This window comes from Serratia sp. HNCC26DJ244 (assembly GCF_057180565.1).
The window spans coordinates 12,831-30,402 of sequence record NZ_JBXUGO010000002.1 but is presented as its reverse complement, the minus strand read 5'-3'; the positions used below and the strand labels follow the sequence as shown (position 1 = coordinate 30,402).

Here is a 17,572-nt window from a genome sequence, read left to right as displayed (position 1 = left end):
AAAAATATTTTCTTCGCATCAGATCAATTATTCAGGCTAAAGTGTGAAGAGAGTCTCAAATTGGCCATGCATTTACTTTATGCGGCAAGAATAATATGTAATGATTAATAAAAAAATATAAAACCAACCAATTGAAAATAGTGATAAAAACCAGGTTACTGAAAGTTCGTTTCATCTGTGGTTTATTTTACCTGTTACCTAAGTGACTTCAGGACGTAGGTCAGTGGCAATTCAGTAAAGCGTCTCGAAATTATTACCCCAATGACGGGGCGTGAACACGCCGTTTAGCCAATCATTCTGCACCTTGAAGGATCATCGGTATCACGATATGGAGTTTCCTTTATGCGTTTTAAAAGAAAGTCGATACTGATATTCAGTGGGTTGTTAGCGGCCAGCTTAGCCGGGTGTGATAATAATGATTCTTACGTGGCGCCAAGCTCTCAGGCAGAATTGGAAAGTCGGAATATTCCAATTATTACTGTCGGTACGCTGAAATTTAAAGATATGAATAAAAATGGCCAGCTCGACCCTTATGAAGACTGGCGTCTCGACAGTGCCACCCGAGCTCACGACCTGACCACCCGCATGAGCGTGGAAGAAAAAGCCGGAGCCATGATGCACGGTACCATCGCCCTTGATAACGCCGGGCGTGTCGATCTCAGTGCGACCGAAGAAGACATTAATCAACGCCTCGCCAACACCTTTATTACCCGTATGGCCGGCAACCCCCAGTTTATTTCTGCTGATAACAACGCATTACAGGAAATGGCCGAGAAAACCCGCCTGGGTATTCCCCTGACCATCAGTACCGACCCGCGCAACCACTTTGTTAATGACCCCAACGCGACCAGTATTGCAGCGGGGAGCTTCTCACAATGGCCAGAACCCCTTGGCCTGGCAGCAATAGATGATACTGCTCTGGTCAAAACTTTTGGTGATATCGCACGCCAGGAATATCGGGCTGTCGGGATCCATATGGCATTGTCACCGCAGGCCGACCTGTCTACCGAACCACGCTGGGGGCGCATCAATGGCACCTTTGGTGAAGATAACCAACTGGCCAAACGTTTGGTGCAAGCCTATATCGAAGGCTTCCAGAATGGCGACAAAGGCTTGACCCCGAATAGTGTTATCACGGTAGTCAAACATTTTGCCGGGGGTGGCCCTCAGTTGAATGGGCTGGATCCGCACAACGCCTTTGGTAAACAGCAGGTCTACCCGGGGGAAAACCTGGAATACCACTTGGTGCCGTTTGAAGGTGCATTTGCCGCCAAGGTCGCTTCAGTGATGCCTTATTACGGTCAGCCAATCAATTTGTGGTACAAGGACCAACTGGTTGAGGAGGTCGGTTTTGGCTTTAACAAACTGGTATTGAGCGAAATATTGCGTGGCCGCTTTGGTTTCACCGGTGTGGTGTTAAGCGACTGGGGTATTTTGGAAAGCTGCGAAGGCAAATGTATCACTGGTATCAGCGATGCCGATATCGCGGCTGGTGTTTCACCTTGGGCCGCTGGCATCGGGATGCCATGGGGAGTTGAAAACCTCACGCGTCAAGAACGGGTGGTGAAAGCGGTTGAGGCCGGTATCGACCAGTTCGGCGGAACCACCGACTCCAGCGATCTGATCGCCGCCATCAACGAACAACAAATACCGGTGGCGACTATCGACGCTTCAGTCACGCGTATTTTGCAGCAAAAATTTGAACTGGGGCTGTTTGAGAAACCCTACGTCAATGAAGCTCAGGCGGTGAAAATTGTCGGCAACCGTGAATTCCAACAAAAAGGGGATGACGCACAGCGCCGTTCGCAGATCCTGCTGCAGAATAACCGTACCCTGTTACCCTTAGCGTTGAGCGGTAAGAAGGTGTTCCTGCATAACGTTAATGCCAGCGTGGCGGCACAATATGGTATGGAAGTGGTTGCTACACCAGAAGAAGCTGAAATCGCTATCCTGCGGGTAGATACTCCCCATCAAAACGATCCCCACTATCCCTTTGGTGTACTGGTCAACTTTGGGCAATTGGGCTTTGACGATGCCGATACCGTGGTGCTGGATGAGAAAGCCGGCACTTACAGCGGCAGTGAGGACTACCAGCTTATCAAACGGGTGAAGGCACACAATATTCCAACGGTGATTTCCGTTTACCTTGATCGCCCAGCCATCCTGACCAATATCGTCGATAAAACGGATGTGCTGCTGGCTAACTTCGGTGCTTCCGACCAAGCCGTGCTGGATGTTATTACAGGTAAGAGCAAGGCACAGGGTAAATTACCCTTCGAGTTGCCCTCCAATTGGCAAGCGGTGCTGGAACAGAAAGAAGATGTACCGCATGACTCTGCCAACCCACTGTTCCCTATCGGCGCGGGTCTTTTGTAACCCTAGCCTGGCTGCCACACCACCAAGCCCCAGTAACTTGGTTAGCCGAGTTTCTGGGGTAAATACTCGTATTGTTTGCAACCAGAGAGATCCACAGCCATTTTGACTCAACGGTTCAGGTCGCTATAGACAGCGCCTTATTGACCGCCTATTTCGCTTGCCCAGCTCTCTCTTTGGATGCTTAAAGTGATCTAAATCACGCTTTGGTGATTTCTTTACGTTTTGACAATCTGGCAACAATAAGATGCAGTCCCCCTGATAGCAAGGGCTACCCTTGTTACTGAAATGTACCGCTGTACAGCGTTCAAACTCTCTCCCAAATTCCTTGCCCTACATCAACAAAAAACACAACACACCCATATATAGTGCACTAAAATATATAAACACCTATATATAGTAGTTATCCACAATGTCATCCACACCTCCCGCAGCCCTTGTGTCTTGCGGTTTTGCCCTGTGGATAAGCTGACGCTCCCCAATGGGAACAGGAGTAACAACGTGAAACCAGTAGTGATTAAGCGGGACGGTTGCCAGGTCTCTTTTGACGAGATACGCATCAAGCAGGCCATTGAGCGGGCCGCGCTGGCTGCCGGAGTGGTCGATGACGACTACTGTGCTACCGTCGCCCGAGTGGTCGCTCAACAGATGGAACAGCAACCACGTGTCGATATTCATGAAATCCAGCAGGCGGTTGAAAACCAATTAATGGCAGGCCAATACAAACAGTTGGCCCGTACTTACATCGAATATCGTCATGACCGCGATGTGGCCAGGGAACTGCGCGGCAGACTGAACCAGGAGATCCGTGGCCTGGTTGAACAGAGTAATTTGGCGCTACTGAACGAGAATGCCAATAAAGACAGCAAAGTGATCCCGACCCAACGTGATCTGCTGGCAGGTATTGTCGCTAAACACTATGCCAAACAGCATATTTTGCCTCGTGACGTGGTGCTGGCCCATGAACGTGGGGAGATCCACTACCACGACCTCGATTACTCGCCATTCTTCCCGATGTTCAACTGCATGTTGATCGACCTGCAGGGCATGCTGACGAACGGTTTCAAAATGGGTAATGCCGAAATTGAACCACCGAAGTCAATTTCTACCGCCACAGCGGTTACCGCTCAGATCATCGCACAGGTAGCTAGCCATATTTATGGCGGTACCACCATCAACCGCATTGATGAAATCCTGGCTCCTTTTGTCAGTGAAAGCCTGGAGAAACACCGGAAAGTGGCACAAGAGTGGCAGATCCCGGATGTAGAAGGCTATGCGATGGCGCGTACCGAAAAAGAGTGTTACGACGCCTTCCAGTCGTTGGAGTATGAAGTCAATACGCTGCACACCGCCAACGGCCAGACGCCGTTTGTCACTTTCGGTTTTGGCTTGGGCACCGGTTGGGAATCGCGGTTGATTCAGCAATCGATCCTGAAAAATCGCATTGCCGGCTTGGGCAAAAACCGTAAAACTGCGGTATTCCCTAAACTGGTTTTCGCCATTCGTGACGGCTTGAACCACAAGTTCGGTGACCCCAACTACGACATCAAGCAGTTGGCGCTTGAGTGTGCCAGCAAGCGTATGTACCCGGATATTCTTAATTACGACCAGGTAGTTCAGGTCACCGGTTCATTTAAAACGCCAATGGGTTGCCGCAGCTTCCTGGGTACCTATGAAGAGAATGGCGAACTGATTCACGATGGCCGCAACAATATCGGCGTCATCAGCCTCAACCTGCCGCGCATTGCCCTGGAAGCCAAGGGGGATGAATCACGTTTCTGGCAGTTGCTTGATGAACGGTTGTTACTGGCCAAGAAAGCCCTGATGACGCGCATTGCGCGCCTGGAAGGTACCAAAGCGCGTGTCGCGCCAATTCTATATATGGAAGGGGCCTGTGGTGTCAGATTAAACGCCGATGATAATGTCGCCGAAATCTTCAAACATGGCCGTGCTTCGATCTCATTAGGCTATATCGGTGTGCATGAAACCATCAATGCCCTGTTTGGTGCCGGGAAACATGTTTACGATGACCAGCAATTACGCGCCAAAGCTGTGGCGATTGTAGAACGCCTGAAAGCCGCCACCGATAGCTGGAAAGCGGAAACCGGTTACGGCTTTAGCCTGTACAGTACGCCAAGTGAAAACCTGTGTGATCGCTTCTGCCGTTTGGATACCAGCGAGTTTGGTGTGGTGGAAGGGGTAACCGACAAAGGTTACTACACCAATAGCTTCCATCTGGATGTTGAGAAAAAGGTCAACCCTTACGACAAGCTGGACTTTGAGGCCCCCTATCCGCCACTGACCAGCGGCGGGTTTATCTGTTACGGCGAATATCCGAACCTGCAGCACAACCTGAAAGCGTTGGAAGATGTCTGGGATTACAGCTACAGCCGCGTCCCTTACTACGGCACCAATACGCCGATCGATGAGTGCTATGAGTGTGGCTATACTGGCGAGTTCTCTTGTACCAGCAAAGGGTTTACCTGCCCGAAATGCGGCAACCATGACCCGGCAAAAGTCTCGGTCACCCGCCGTGTTTGTGGCTACCTGGGCAGCCCGGATGCCAGGCCGTTTAACGCCGGTAAGCAGGAAGAAGTTAAACGCCGGATAAAACACCTGGCCAACGGGCAGCTTGGTTAATTGCCCTTAATGATGGGTCTTAGCGATGGGTATTAGCGATGGGTATTCTTGGCTCGCCAATAATACCCATCATGGCAACCGCAGGTGTCGGCGTGGAACAGGTAAGAGATAAATGAATTACCATCAATACTATCCCATTGATGTGATCAACGGCCCAGGCACACGTTGCACGTTGTTTGTTGCTGGCTGCGAGCATCAATGCCCGGGCTGCTATAACAAAAGCACCTGGCGGCTCGATTCGGGTATCGCGTTTACCCCACAAATGGAAGCGCAGATAATTGCTGATCTCAATGATCAGCGTATTCCACGCCAAGGGTTATCCCTCTCAGGGGGGGACCCCTTGCACCCAGCCAATGTCCCGGCCATATTGCAGTTAGTCACTCGCGTGCGCGCTGAATGCCCCGGTAAAGATATCTGGTTATGGACTGGCTACAAGCTGGAAGATCTCGATAATGCGCAGATGGAAATCGTCAACCAGATCAATGTGTTGATAGATGGAAAATTTGTCCAGGCCTTAAAAGACCCGGCGCTGATTTGGCGTGGCAGCAGTAATCAAGTGGTACATCAATTACGTTAAGCGGGGAATTTCTCTCGTTGATGGGTGATCGCTAAAATTTTTATTGCCTCATCCCAAACGACGTATATCACTAATAACGATGCTTTACTCACCAACAATTTTCGCGCCCCCCCGTACCAAGGCCTACCCAATTGTGGGTTATCCGACAACCGCTCGACGGCCAACGCAATTTCAATATCAACTTGCTCGGCCGCCAATGGATTGATTGGATAAAGCAATTCAAAAATGCGTTCTCGATCCTGTAACGCAACGTCGTCCCATACGATGCGCATAACAATCCTTATTTAGCGGTGTATTTTGCTCTGATTTTGGCTTTGAAGTTTTCCATTCTTTCTGCAACTTGCTGTTCATCAAGATAAACGGCCTTTCCCTGATGCAAACGGGCAAAAGCGGCATCAACCCTTTCCTGCAACCAATTTTCATGCTGTTCAGATACCCGCTGTTCGGCCGCCATTTGATATATTAAATGGCGGCATGCCTCACTGAGCGTGGTACCTTTAGCCTCTGCCGCTTTCTGTGCCAGCAATTTGGTTTCATATTCAATACGAAATTGGATACGGCTTTCCACGTTTAGCACTCCTACTTTGATTCTATGTTTACAGCCTGATGACGTGTTAGCACATCGGTGACAACAATATAAGCAAAAAAGATTAATTTCTGCGCTGTTTATCCAGGCTCCTCTCAGCCTAGGCACCCGCTCACGGCGATTTGAGCTGAGGGGATATTATCCCGCCTTGATTTGGTCAGACTCCAATACCTTAACGCCATTACCCGGGGTTAGCGCCTCGGTCAACAAGGCTTGTGCCACGTCTTTGGCTGCGACACTACGCCATTTGCCGGGTAACAGGTTAAATAACGGCGCAGTCAGCCGCTCCAGCAAACGGGCGTGAGTGCGCTGCCCCGTCAGCATTGACGGGCGCACCAACGTCAAGCGTGGCCAATGCTGTTCACGCAGCGCTTGTTCCATTTGCCCTTTGGTGCGGTTATACAAAAAGAGGGAACCGGAGTTCGCCCCTAGCGCGCTGACCACCAGGCAGTGTTGCGCCCCCAGCCGCTGCCCGGTAAGGGCGGTATCAACCACCAGTTGGTAATCCACATGGCGGAAAGCGTCGGCGCTCCCGGCCTGACGACGCGTGGTTCCCAGGCAACAAAACACCTTATCCACCGGTTCCGCCAACGAGTTCAACAAATCATGCAGATCTTTCCCTACCGGGTTTTGCAATTTGCTATGAGGAGGGAGTGGATGACGCGTAGGAGCCACTATCTGGCTGACCTGGCTGTCTAATTGCAACAAATGCAACAGTTCGCCCCCTACCAACCCACTAGCGCCGGTGATTAATACTCGTGCCATCAGATCCTCTTTATCTATTTGACCATTTGCATAGAGTATACCTGTTATCAATCAGGCTGCGGGGGCTTTGGCTTTGGCTTTAGTTACTTGCCTCGCATCGGCAATGCAGTGCAGTGCACACTGTTCGATTTTTTGCGCGGTCAGCTCGCCCATTTGCTGAATAAAGCCAAAAAGTGTGCTTCGCTAGAAATAGGGTTATGTTCCCAATTTTTTGCAAAAAATGGGAATATAGTCCCAATAAAGACAAAGTAGTATGCGAAACCAAGATGAATCACACATTAAATGCTTCTTGCTTGATGGCTTGCTCTGCTCGGCTGATCCCTAGTCGCTGGGCAACTTGCTGCCACTGTTTGACCGCGTTTAACACCTCACTATAAATTTGCGTTGCCTCACTCTGCGAAAGCCTGAAAAAATCTTTCACATCAAAGGCAAGTTGGTAATCGAGCGCGTTGTCTGTATCGGTAATGTTCAGATGAAGCCCTTGCTTGCCAGCAATAGGGTTTAAATCGTAAGCCGGTGACAACTTCCAGCCTTTATTCGTTAGCAAAAAACCATGGTTTCGCAGGTGATCGTCGGTGTTAGACACGGCGATATTAAACACTATCCGCCGCCATAGTTGAGCCAGGTCGACTTTAGTTTGTACGCCCTGATTAGAAATGAATTCAGCGAGCTCAAGGTAACTGGCACCCTGTGAATGCTCGCCATCATAGTATTGGAGCTGCGTCATTGCCGATGAAAAATGCAGGCGCTGGTTTCCCTCACGGTCAAAGCGTTTGGTTAAAAAGGTATGGTGCTGTGTCGACAGTTTTCGTACTTCACTTGGAAACATCTCAATACCTGCCGCTAAAGCAAGTTCGTAACACACCATCTCCCACGCACCGACATCATAGGAATCATTTAAATTGGGAAACTTCGCTATCCACAGATGGTTATGCTCGTCAGTAACACAGGCTTTTGGCCTAGCTCCACCTAAAGAAGAGCCAGGCGAAATCAACATTTTCAACCATCGGTAATATTCATCACTGTCAATATTATCGTCTTTTTCAATTTGGATAGCGGCATGCTCTAGCTCACGAAGCATTACCATCGGTGGCGCGGAAAATTCAGCATTGTTATCCAGAAAATCAGATGAGCCGTTTTTTTTAAAACGAATGCCGCCCATGCGGTAGCTATCATGTACCCCAAGCAAATAATCGAGCTCAGTAAGTCGATTATTCGGCCGAATGCCTTTGCGATGTTCGATCGCCGCCCTATGCTGCATCAAAATACGCCCCCAGCGATCTGGGGATGAATCTAAAAAGGCACGAAAGTTTTTATCCGCTTGGTCATTGTATAATTCACCCTCATACAGCGTCAGTAAGGGATCAATTTGCAGGCAGTAGGGAGACTTTAAAAATGTCTTGTTATAAGAAAAACTGAACACACCACCGCGACTTGAATCACTATAAGTCAAAAGACCCATTAATAATGGCTGCCCAATGGGTTGCCAATCTGCATAAACCTCGACTAGTTCACGGCTCATTTTGAACCTTCCAGTAATTTGATATTTTGCAACTTGATGCCTAATTCGTCATGTGCCGCCAGCTCTGAGAAGTTACTCTCCATACCCAGAACAGCCATAATTTTCAAATAAGTACCAATTGCCACACCAGGATCGCCGGCAAATACCTTATTTACCGTTTTATGGTCAAACCCAGTTCGCTCGCAGAGCATCTTTTTGGTTAATCGGCGTCGTTTCATCGCTAGCAACAAATCCTCACCAAAGTGAGTGAGAATTTTTCGCTGCTTTGGAAACAGCACACTGTGTAAGTCTCGCTTTGCCATACCATCACCAATGGGACTATATTCCCAATTTAAAAGGAATAATGGGAATATAGTCCCACATTGGTCATTTGGCAAATCTAAGTAAAGTTCAAAATGGGGCTATAGTCCTTTTTCCCGCCACTTTGCTCAGGTAGTGGTTTAAGGAATTTGGGTATAGCATGCCTTGGGTTGTCTGAGGGCAATCTACAACAGGGAGGTCATATGAAACGTCTTTGGGCAAGTCTGCTGTTGATTATTGCAGGCTTCTTTTGTGGTGTAGTTATCTCAACGCTTAATATGGCCTTCGAACCCAAGTATTGTGGCGAGACCTGCGCCATAAATGCCCTGAACTCATTACTAACCTGGGTTGTAATATGCGCTATTATCTTCCCTGTTATCGGTCTGCTGGTGTGGTCTCGAACAGGCCAAACCTGCCGTAGCCTGGCCGCCATCATCGTGATACTGGTATCGATTTCGACACTGCCTGCTTTTTCAATTTATGGTTATGGATTACATAAAAGATATTGGCCGGATGACTGGAAGCGCCATTATCCCAATGGCGACTTTAGTTATATGATCATTGCCACCAAACCAGTGACAGTCAACACCGCCGGCACTAAGTCGAAAACCCAAATAAAAATCTGGGAACGCTGCCTACTCGGCAGCGTTCAATGCGATACCAAACCCCACAGTGTTGAATCGCTATGCCTTGATAGCGGGACAGTTGTCTCGATCGATGAATCACACTGGCGCGCCTTCCAACGCATTCCTGAAGAAGACCTACAGGGGTCAACTGATGCCCCCAAAGATATGCACTTATGCGCCGTACCGTGATGTTGCTCGCTGTTTGTTTCTGGCTCCAACTGTTCTTGACCCCGACTTAGTTGACCCTACCTAATGGGGCTGGGCGATATACCGCATGGCGGAAGCCACAGAAACAGAGCCCGGCCCCACCACGGTTTTAAAATAACTGAGCGGTTTCAGCTTAATCATGGTGCCTTTATAAAGCGGGTTTGACCTCTGTGACAAACGTCGGCAGATCCCAGGTGCCGCCCAAATGGATATAGCTGCACATCCCGGTGGTCGCTTCACGGCTTTTGTGGAAGGTTTCACCATCCCATAGCCAACGTGCTGTTGAAAAGCAATCCCCCAACCCGCGCCCTCTTTGCCCTAGGGAAATCACCCCTTGACTATAGCCTGAAGCGGAATTGGTCACCAAAACCGGGTCAGTTTTCAATGCATTGTCGATAACCCAATAACCATAACCTTGGTTATAGGCGGCTCGCCAACAGAGTGTAGAGATCAACGCATGGTCGTTACCCAGTGGGGTCAGTGTTAAGGCATCCTCATGGTCCGCAGATGTGCCTAAATCTGAATTATTCTTCAAATCAAACCATAGGTGCTCACAATCATCCGGTTTTAACATTGCCAACAGTTTTGGTTTTAACGCTGCTATTTCTGGTGCAGTGAGTAGACGCTCCGGCACATCACTCACTTTGACCCATTGAATCATCGGGGCAGGAATCGCTGCTGGTACGCTGCTTTCCGGTTTATCGCCTTTTTTAGTTAATGCACCCGGAGTGCCAATACGCCCTTGCACATCATCCATTTTCAGTAATACGGCAGTGGCCCCATCCCCGGATAATACAAAAGAAACTGGCCCGCCTTTAAATTCAACTTTGCCACTGCCGTTGACCGTTTTGAGCACCGCCAGCGTTTGGTTGCTTGATAAATGCCAGATGCCATCTTGAGTGGGCTGGACGTTCCCCATCAATTTGTCATTAATCCACAGGGTCAATTTAGGTACCGGGGAAGATTCCTTAGACTCAATATCCGCCAACGTCACCGCCCCGGTAGGTTGCGTACCCGGGCCAGCCAGGCGGGTAATCAGCACTGAGCCCGTGGACTCCTGACTTTCACTGTAGCCAGCCGCACGGCAGGTATGGGTGTTATCACAAACCAGCTCCCAGTTTTTGTGTGCAAAAGAACCCCCCTCATCCTGCGCCATCGCCAAGGAAACAAAACTACTTGCCAATATAATTGCCGCTATTTTTTTATGGTTCATGGGATACCGCATTAAGGAATAGTGGAAGTGTTCACCACAATATAAAGAGCTGCGCGGAATAGTGCTACCAGTGCGAGTGACGCAGGTTAGCCGACTGCGGAGGCGCACCGGTATGCACCCAGTGCGATAACCAAGAAGGGGGAGTGATGCCAAACTTCAGGCCAAGGGAACAGAGAGAATAGTTAGAGCTGCCATTCAAGAATAGGCCAGTGATGCTCATCAGCAAGTTGACGTAAACCCGGATACGGATTGACGGCGTAGGGGTGGGCTACTGCCTGCAACATCGGCAAGTCATTGTGGGAATCGCTGTAACCGAAACTGCCCTGCCAGAGCTCTGGCTGCTCGCCGAATAGCTGCTTGATGCGGGCCACTTTGCCTTCACGAAAGCTCAGCGTACCGTATGTCTGGCCGGTCAACCTACCCTGTTCTTCTTCCAGCAGGATGGCAACGCAGTGATCCATCCCCAGCATCTGGGCCATTGGTGCCACCAAGTGTTCCCCGGTGGCGGAAACCAATATCAAGGTATCACCCCGTTGGCGATGCCATTCGATACGGGCTATCCCTTCCGGGTAAACACGCTGGCGCAACACCCGCTCAATAAAGTCCTGACTCTGTTGGCCAAGCCACTGACGGGACTTGCCCACCAGCGGCTGTAAGGTAAAAGCCATATATTGATGCATATCCATCTTGCCCTGATAGTAGAGCGTCATCATGGCTTTTTCTTCAGCAAGCATCGTTGCCGGAGCCAACTGTTGCGCCACCATATATTCCATCCACAGGCTAGAAGAGTCGCCGCAGAGCAGGGTATCGTCCAAATCAAATAGTGCTAATGACATTACTGTTCCTGGTAATCATTTTGGTATAAACCACAACAAAAAAACTATCAGCTAGGCAACTTCACAAAGCTGATCCCGAGCTACCGCCAGCGTTACTGCGGCACTCACTGGCAACAGAGTGATCGCTTCCGGCCGCAACGCCAGCTTGCCACTAAACTGTGCGCCAAATAGAGACTTGCCCTGCTCCGGCCCCAACAGGTTATAGTTACCAATAAAACCCACCACAAATTCACTGGCAGGTTGCGTATAAATCTGGTCTGGCCTGCCGCTTTGCACTATCTTCCCTTGGTTCATCAGGAAGACCCGCGATACTCAATGAGTTACTGAACGCTTGCAGGTAAAAAGGGGAGCTGAGTATCTCTTGGTAATTATCGATACCCCAACCTTCTGATGTCTGAAAACTCCCCACCAGCACCCACACCAAGGGAGCCAACTGGAACAAGAACATCAGCAGGGCAAAAGGCAATAACACCAGTGCCGGAAGCCAGTGGCGGCGGACAGCGTGCGGGATCCGCTGTTGATCCCGCACTGTCTGGGTTGTTGCAGACATCATCAATGCACCTCAGGCAACAAGGCCGCCTTGAGTAGCGATGGGCCGCGCGATTTTTGGTGAGCAACCCCGAGCAGATCCGCCATCAGTGCGCAGAGCTGAGTCTGCTGGATGATGGCTCCTGCAGGCCATTGTGCGACGAAAGCATCGCCAAACAGCCACAGCGGCACTGTGCGCTCTTCCGGCAAAATGCCACCGTGGCTCAAGTCGTTATTCATGCCGTGATCCGAGGTCACCAGTACCTGATACCCCTGCGCCAACCACTGAGGCAGAAGATCCGCCAGCAGGCCGTCCATGCGCCGCGCCTGATTACGATATTGGCGCGAATCCAGCCCGAAGCGGTGACCAGTGTCATCCACACCCATTGGATGGATCAACAAAAAGTCGGGATCATATTGGGTTCTCAGCCACTCGCCATCCATCAGCAGATGGCTGTCCGGGTAGCTGTCATCACAGTAAAAACAGCCATGCTGAATCGGCAACTGCTCATCATGGGTAAAACGATCCCGGCTGGCTTGCCAAGGAGCGCGATTGTACAGTTCGCTGATCCAGTGGTAAGCCGCCGCCGCGGTGGTTTTCCCCGCCGCACGGGCAAGATGAAAGATAGAATCATGTTGGCTCAGGCGGCAGATGCCATTATGAGTGATGCCACTGGCCACTGGCGCTACCCCAGTCAGGATGCACTCATAAAGCGGGCGGGAAAGAGAAGGTAGAGCACAATTCAGCGTGGTATAAAGACCGCGCTCCGCTTCCACCATCCCGGCCAGATAGCCCATGGTATGGGCTATCTCAGCACTGAGGCCATCAACAAGTACCACTATTACCTTGTGTTGCACATTCATCCCTTACTTCATGTTGATCATGACAAATTCTTGCCACTTACGCGGCAGTTCTTTCGAGCTTTTCTCCCGCGCCGCCTGGTCAATCACTGGCTTGGCATTGGCATACTGCTCGGCAGCAATTAATTTGCTCTTCACATCATCTGGCAATATCACATTGCTGCGGATCGGGCGGGCGTAACCACGAGCTAGGTTAATTTGCCCCGCATCAGAGAGGATGTATTCGCGCGCCAATTTTGCTGCATTGGGGTTCTTGGCCCACTTGTTAATGATGGTGGTATAACCGGCGGTCACTGAGCCATCGCTGGGGATCACCACATCAAACTTGTTTGGGTCGATCCGGTCACAGTAGTTAAGGGCGTTGAAATCCCACAGTACCGCTACTTCCACTTCACCCTTCTCAATATTAGCGATGGTAGGGTCATTCAGTGACAGGCGGCCTTGCTTGGCTAACTGAGCGAACAATTCCAAAGCCAGTTTTAGGTTCTTCTCGCTGCCGCCAGTGGCAAAGGCCGCCGTCAGCACACCGTTATTGGCCTGAGAAGCCACAACAACATCCCCCAGAGTTACTTTGTAGTCCCCGGTGAGCAGAGATTGCCAACTGGTTGGTGTCGACTTCACCAGATCTTTGTTGACCAGGAAGGCAATGGTGCCGGTATAGGCCAGCATCCAGTGGCCGTCAGCATCTTTGGCCCAGTTGGGAATATCACCCCAGGTGATAGGCTTGTAAGGCTGGGTTACCCCTTGCTTAACCGCTACTTGCCCAAAGGCGCCGCCTACGTCACCAATATCGGCGGTAGCATTGGCTTTTTCGGCAGAGAATTTGGCAATTTCTTGCGCTGAACTCATGTCAGTATCCTAATGCTTGATACCGTAGATACTGCCCAATTGCTGCCAGGTATCTTTCCAGTTAGCCCAACTATCAGGCATGCCGATACTGTTGAGCTGGCCTTCTCTGCGGGCTGCTTTTTCCAAATCGGCAATATTGTCGGCGGCAAAGAGCTGCTGGCTCAGTGCCACCATGGTCAATGCACTTGCCATCACTTTCTTTATCATTTCACTCCCCTGGACTCGATTAATTATGGTTTGAGGGGCATGTTAGAGGGTAAATATGACGGTTACGGTGTAGTTTGATGATGGTTTGGTGACAGCCCTGTTACGCCAGAATCACAACAGGTGGGAAGCTAACACGCGGCGGAAAAAAGCGCTGGCGGACAGGCTCCAGCCCCTTGTTGCTGCCACTTGCCGTAATGAATGAAGCTGATGGGTGAGCCGTTAATCCGCACGCTGCCAGTACAGCTTTTTACCAAAACCCAAGGTGTTATCGGTCATCTTCACCTCTTGCAAGGTGATCTGCCAGACCGGGGTGTTCATAACCTTGGCGACCGGGAAACGCTTGCAGTAATGTGCGCTGGCCTGTTGGGCTTCATCCCCTTGCAGTAACCTGATGTCACCAGCGTATTGCACCCCTTTAATCAGGGCGATGCTCTTGGGTTGTGGCGCAATGGTGCCCACCACATGGTGATGTTGCTGCATCAGCGTGCCGTGGCGGGTATGGGGTTCCGTCATTAACCACAATGCCATACGCGGCGCATCAAACACATAAAAGCAGTTGGCGCACCACATATCCAAACCGTTGCCAGCACACAACGTGAGCAGATGCTGCTGGTTGAGAAAACGGATAATGTGTTGTTGGTCTTCGCTGGGGTTCACGCTGAGTCTCCTAGAGCAGAGAATATCTTATTGCCGAGTTTAACCGCCAAGAGCCATCATTAACGATTACCCCCACCAAGGCTAAACAGCATAATTCTCATCAAATCTCGCATAAAAATGCAAATTCAGTTACAAGAATGTCATAACAATGGAGATACATTCTGCCTTATAATCCCGCCTTTAATACTTAAAATAATACGCAGTGCTTGCCAAACCGCTGGAGGAGTGAGAAAGCCCCCTGCAGCTTGATTGATGGCGAGCCGATTTGCCAGTGGAATACGTTGACCAATGAAAAAACTAAAAATTGCCGCCAACACAAAAACGGTAGGATGCTTTACCACCACACGTGAAATTATCGATGTGCATCAAAGTGATTTTAATGATGTTGCTGCCATCGTCCTGGCGATTGAAGATGTACAACAAGGTATGTTGGTTCAGTTAGCAGAAACTGGCCTGGATATCCCGATTTTTGTCACGGTAAGTGGCGAACAAGAGCTAGAGAGCAGCGTATTAGCGGCTCTGTATGGGGTATTTGAACTCGGTAGCAACAACAGCCCATTGTATGGCAAACAGTTGGAAGCCGCCGCAGTGAAATATGAAAGTGAACTGCTGCCGCCCTTCTTTGATACCCTAACCAAGTATGTCGAAATGGGTAACGCGACCTTTGCTTGCCCTGGGCACCAAGGGGGAGCATTCTTCCGCAAACACCCTGCTGGCCGCCAGTTCTTTGATTTTTACGGTGAAACTATCTTCCGTTCGGATATGTGCAATGCCGATGTCAAGCTGGGGGATCTGTTGATCCATGAAGGTGCCCCCTGCGAGGCACAACAATATGCCGCCAAAGTATTCAATGCCGACAAAACCTATTTTGTGCTCAATGGGACTTCAGCCTCCAACAAGGTGGTGACCAATGCGCTGCTAAGCCGTGGCGATCTGGTGCTGTTTGACCGAAATAACCACAAATCCAACCACCACGGCGCACTGATCCAGGCGGGGGCCACACCGGTCTACTTGGAAACCGCGCGCAACCCCTTCGGCTTTATTGGTGGGATTGATTCCCACTGCTTTGCAGAGCCCTATTTGCGCCAGCAAATCCGTGAAGTTGCCCCTGAACGCGCCAATGAAGCGCGCCCGTTCCGCCTGGCGATTATCCAATTAGGCACCTATGACGGCACTATTTATAATGCCCGCCAAGTGGTAGACACCATTGGCCACCTGTGTGACTACATTCTGTTTGATTCTGCCTGGGTGGGTTACGAGCAATTTATTCCGATGATGAAAGATTGCTCGCCACTGTTACTGGAGCTGAATGAAAACGACCCGGGCATTATCGTCACCCAATCAGTGCATAAACAGCTGGCTGGGTTCTCGCAGACCTCACAAATCCATAAAAAAGACAAACATATCAAAGGGCAAGATCGCTACTGCAACCATAAACGTTTTAATAATGCCTTTATGCTGCATGCTTCCACCAGCCCGTTCTACCCGTTGTTTGCCGCCTTGGATGTTAATGCCAAAATGCATGCAGGCAAGAGCGGACCACACCTGTGGAAAGAGTGCGTTCACCTGGGTATTGAAACACGCAAAATGCTGCTGGCAACCTGCTCGATGATTAAACCCTTTGTGCCAGAGCAGGTTGATGGCAAACCTTGGCAATCTTACAGCACAGAAACCATGGCGAATGACCTGCGCTTTTTTGACTTCGTCCCTGGGGAGAAATGGCACGCTTTTGAAGATTATGCCGCCTCACAATATTTTGTTGACCCCTGCAAGCTACTGTTAACCACACCCGGCATCGATACCAGCAATGGGGAATATAGCCACTTTGGTATTCCAGCCACTATTCTGGCTAATTACCTGCGTGAAAACGGTATTGTGCCGGAAAAATGTGACCTCAACTCGATTCTGTTCCTGCTGACGCCGGCAGAAGACAGCGCCAAAATGGCTCACTTGGTGGCACTGCTTGCCCGTTTCGAAAAGCATATCGAACAGGATTCATTGCTGAGTGAGGTGTTACCGACGGTGTATAAAAACCATCAAGCGCGTTATCACAACTATACGTTGCGCCAACTGTGCCAGGAAATGCACGATTTATACGTCAGCCATAATGTTAAGCAATTACAAAAAGAGATGTTCCGCAAAGCACATTTCCCACCCGTGGTGATGAACCCGCAAGATGCCAATACGCAGTTAGTGCGTGGCAATGTGGAATTAGTCGCCTTGGCACAAGCAGCAGGCAGAATTGCTGCTGAAGGGGCCTTACCTTACCCACCAGGGGTATTATGTGTTGTCCCCGGTGAAGTTTGGGGCGGCGCGGCACAACGTTATTTTCTGGCATTGGAAGAAGGGATTAATTTATTACCTGGCTTCGCCCCTGAGCTGCAAGGTGTGTACATCCAGCACGATGAAGATGGCTGGAGCCGAACCTATGGATATGTAATAAAAGATTAATTTCCCAATTGGCAACGTGTGGCGCTATCGCAACCTGCATGGGTAGTGATGAGCGCCGCAACAACCTGACTCAACCACACCAACGGGTTGCGAGGCCAAAAATCTGCCCCCACATGCTCTTGATAAAGAAGAACAACGCTTGTTTTACAATATCAGTGAGCGTAAATTTTTAGCATTCGCCAGCGGTATCAGTAGGCATAAAGCCCTTTAGCCGCTAGAACACTTGAAAAGCCCCCTGATACCGTCTGAAATGGGCAAAGCAGGGAACGAGAATCAACATTCATTCCTGTTGCCCTAGGTTTTGACGGTGACATATTTAACATCAGGTCAGAAAATGGAGTATGAGTATGCTAAACCCCTTGATGCGCATAATA

Annotated in this window: 16 protein-coding genes and 1 pseudogene; 5 read left to right on the top strand and 12 right to left on the bottom strand. The window is 50.0% G+C overall.

The features are described 5' to 3' along the window. Positions 1-342: 342 nt before the first annotated feature. From AC2A06_RS01765 to nrdG, 3 genes are all read left to right on the top strand, one after another. Positions 343-2,376 carry a glycoside hydrolase family 3 protein gene (locus AC2A06_RS01765; RefSeq protein WP_484379159.1) on the top strand — a complete coding sequence of 678 codons (2,034 nt, stop codon included), beginning with the start codon at positions 343-345 and terminating at the stop codon, positions 2,374-2,376. Between the two features lie 498 nt (positions 2,377-2,874). Further along, on the top strand, positions 2,875-5,013 hold the full coding sequence (gene nrdD / locus AC2A06_RS01760; protein WP_484379158.1) for an anaerobic ribonucleoside-triphosphate reductase: 2,139 nt from the start codon (positions 2,875-2,877) through the stop codon (positions 5,011-5,013). A 112-nt stretch (positions 5,014-5,125) separates the two neighbouring features. Further along, a complete protein-coding gene (gene nrdG / locus AC2A06_RS01755) occupies positions 5,126-5,590 on the top strand; it encodes an anaerobic ribonucleoside-triphosphate reductase-activating protein (protein WP_484379157.1) in 465 nt (154 codons plus the stop codon). Here nrdG and AC2A06_RS01750 read toward each other — a convergent pair. The 5 genes from AC2A06_RS01750 to AC2A06_RS01730 form a co-directional block, all read right to left on the bottom strand. Then, on the bottom strand, positions 5,587-5,862 hold the full coding sequence (locus tag AC2A06_RS01750; protein ID WP_484379156.1) for a type II toxin-antitoxin system RelE/ParE family toxin: 276 nt from the start codon (positions 5,860-5,862) through the stop codon (positions 5,587-5,589). The two genes, nrdG and AC2A06_RS01750, sit on opposite strands and share 4 nt — an antisense overlap. An 8-nt stretch (positions 5,863-5,870) precedes the next feature. Beyond that, positions 5,871-6,158 (bottom strand): type II toxin-antitoxin system RelB/DinJ family antitoxin, encoded by a 288-nt coding sequence (locus tag AC2A06_RS01745; RefSeq protein WP_484379155.1) that lies wholly within the window; start codon positions 6,156-6,158, stop codon positions 5,871-5,873. Between the two features lie 156 nt (positions 6,159-6,314). Beyond that, positions 6,315-6,941 (bottom strand): Rossmann-fold NAD(P)-binding domain-containing protein, encoded by a 627-nt coding sequence (locus AC2A06_RS01740; protein ID WP_484379154.1) that lies wholly within the window; start codon positions 6,939-6,941, stop codon positions 6,315-6,317. A 271-nt stretch (positions 6,942-7,212) separates the two neighbouring features. Then, positions 7,213-8,463, bottom strand: coding sequence for a type II toxin-antitoxin system HipA family toxin (locus AC2A06_RS01735; RefSeq protein ID WP_484379153.1), 1,251 nt, complete (start codon positions 8,461-8,463; stop codon positions 7,213-7,215). After that, positions 8,460-8,765: a helix-turn-helix domain-containing protein gene (locus AC2A06_RS01730; protein ID WP_023490598.1), complete on the bottom strand. Its 306-nt coding sequence runs from the start codon at positions 8,763-8,765 to the stop codon at positions 8,460-8,462. The genes AC2A06_RS01735 and AC2A06_RS01730 overlap by 4 nt, the downstream gene beginning before the upstream one ends. Positions 8,766-8,966: 201 nt before the next feature. On the opposite strand from AC2A06_RS01730, the gene AC2A06_RS01725 reads away from it, so the two are divergent. Beyond that, complete coding sequence (locus AC2A06_RS01725; RefSeq protein WP_484379152.1) at positions 8,967-9,578, top strand: hypothetical protein; 612 nt, start codon at positions 8,967-8,969, stop codon at positions 9,576-9,578. Positions 9,579-9,744: 166 nt separating this feature from the next. Here AC2A06_RS01725 and AC2A06_RS01720 read toward each other — a convergent pair whose 3' ends face one another. The 7 genes and pseudogenes from AC2A06_RS01720 to AC2A06_RS01690 form a co-directional block, all read right to left on the bottom strand. After that, on the bottom strand, positions 9,745-10,809 hold the full coding sequence (locus tag AC2A06_RS01720) for a DUF1176 domain-containing protein (protein WP_484379151.1): 1,065 nt from the start codon (positions 10,807-10,809) through the stop codon (positions 9,745-9,747). A 182-nt stretch (positions 10,810-10,991) separates the two neighbouring features. Then, positions 10,992-11,645 (bottom strand): HAD family hydrolase, encoded by a 654-nt coding sequence (locus AC2A06_RS01715; RefSeq protein WP_484379150.1) that lies wholly within the window; start codon positions 11,643-11,645, stop codon positions 10,992-10,994. Positions 11,646-11,696: 51 nt separating this feature from the next. Further along, on the bottom strand, positions 11,697-11,870 hold the full coding sequence (locus tag AC2A06_RS01710) for a hypothetical protein (protein ID WP_484379149.1): 174 nt from the start codon (positions 11,868-11,870) through the stop codon (positions 11,697-11,699). A 4-nt stretch (positions 11,871-11,874) separates the two neighbouring features. Further along, positions 11,875-12,198 carry a hypothetical protein gene (locus AC2A06_RS01705; RefSeq protein WP_484379148.1) on the bottom strand — a complete coding sequence of 108 codons (324 nt, stop codon included), beginning with the start codon at positions 12,196-12,198 and terminating at the stop codon, positions 11,875-11,877. After that, positions 12,198-13,031, bottom strand: coding sequence for an alkaline phosphatase family protein (locus AC2A06_RS01700; RefSeq protein ID WP_484379309.1), 834 nt, complete (start codon positions 13,029-13,031; stop codon positions 12,198-12,200). Before AC2A06_RS01700 ends, AC2A06_RS01705 begins: the two co-directional genes overlap by 1 nt. Positions 13,032-13,040: 9 nt before the next feature. Next, positions 13,041-14,090 (bottom strand): annotated as a pseudogene (locus AC2A06_RS01695) (ABC transporter substrate-binding protein). A 219-nt stretch (positions 14,091-14,309) separates the two neighbouring features. Further along, the gene (locus AC2A06_RS01690; RefSeq protein ID WP_484379147.1) at positions 14,310-14,747 is read right to left on the bottom strand and encodes a YhbP family protein; all 438 of its coding nucleotides are present in this window, start codon (positions 14,745-14,747) and stop codon (positions 14,310-14,312) included. Between the two features lie 288 nt (positions 14,748-15,035). On the opposite strand from AC2A06_RS01690, the gene speF reads away from it, so the two are divergent. After that, positions 15,036-17,198, top strand: a complete 2,163-nt coding sequence (gene speF, locus AC2A06_RS01685) for an ornithine decarboxylase SpeF (RefSeq protein ID WP_484379146.1) — start codon at positions 15,036-15,038, stop codon at positions 17,196-17,198. The last annotated feature ends 374 nt before the right edge of the window (positions 17,199-17,572 follow it).

Excerpts from the sequence above, each read along its gene's own strand:
- AC2A06_RS01715 (WP_484379150.1), bottom strand. The coding sequence starts at position 11,645 with ATGTCATTAGCACTATTTGATTTGGACGATACCCTGCTCTGCGGCGAC.
- AC2A06_RS01730 (WP_023490598.1), bottom strand. The coding sequence starts at position 8,765 with ATGGCAAAGCGAGACTTACACAGTGTGCTGTTTCCAAAGCAGCGAAAA.
- speF (WP_484379146.1), top strand. The coding sequence starts at position 15,036 with ATGAAAAAACTAAAAATTGCCGCCAACACAAAAACGGTAGGATGCTTT.
- AC2A06_RS01740 (WP_484379154.1), bottom strand. The coding sequence starts at position 6,941 with ATGGCACGAGTATTAATCACCGGCGCTAGTGGGTTGGTAGGGGGCGAA.
- AC2A06_RS01750 (WP_484379156.1), bottom strand. The coding sequence starts at position 5,862 with ATGCGCATCGTATGGGACGACGTTGCGTTACAGGATCGAGAACGCATT.
- AC2A06_RS01705 (WP_484379148.1), bottom strand. The coding sequence starts at position 12,198 with ATGATGTCTGCAACAACCCAGACAGTGCGGGATCAACAGCGGATCCCG.
- AC2A06_RS01735 (WP_484379153.1), bottom strand. The coding sequence starts at position 8,463 with ATGAGCCGTGAACTAGTCGAGGTTTATGCAGATTGGCAACCCATTGGG.
- nrdG (WP_484379157.1), top strand. The coding sequence starts at position 5,126 with ATGAATTACCATCAATACTATCCCATTGATGTGATCAACGGCCCAGGC.
- AC2A06_RS01765 (WP_484379159.1), top strand. The coding sequence starts at position 343 with ATGCGTTTTAAAAGAAAGTCGATACTGATATTCAGTGGGTTGTTAGCG.
- AC2A06_RS01725 (WP_484379152.1), top strand. The coding sequence starts at position 8,967 with ATGAAACGTCTTTGGGCAAGTCTGCTGTTGATTATTGCAGGCTTCTTT.
- AC2A06_RS01720 (WP_484379151.1), bottom strand. The coding sequence starts at position 10,809 with ATGAACCATAAAAAAATAGCGGCAATTATATTGGCAAGTAGTTTTGTT.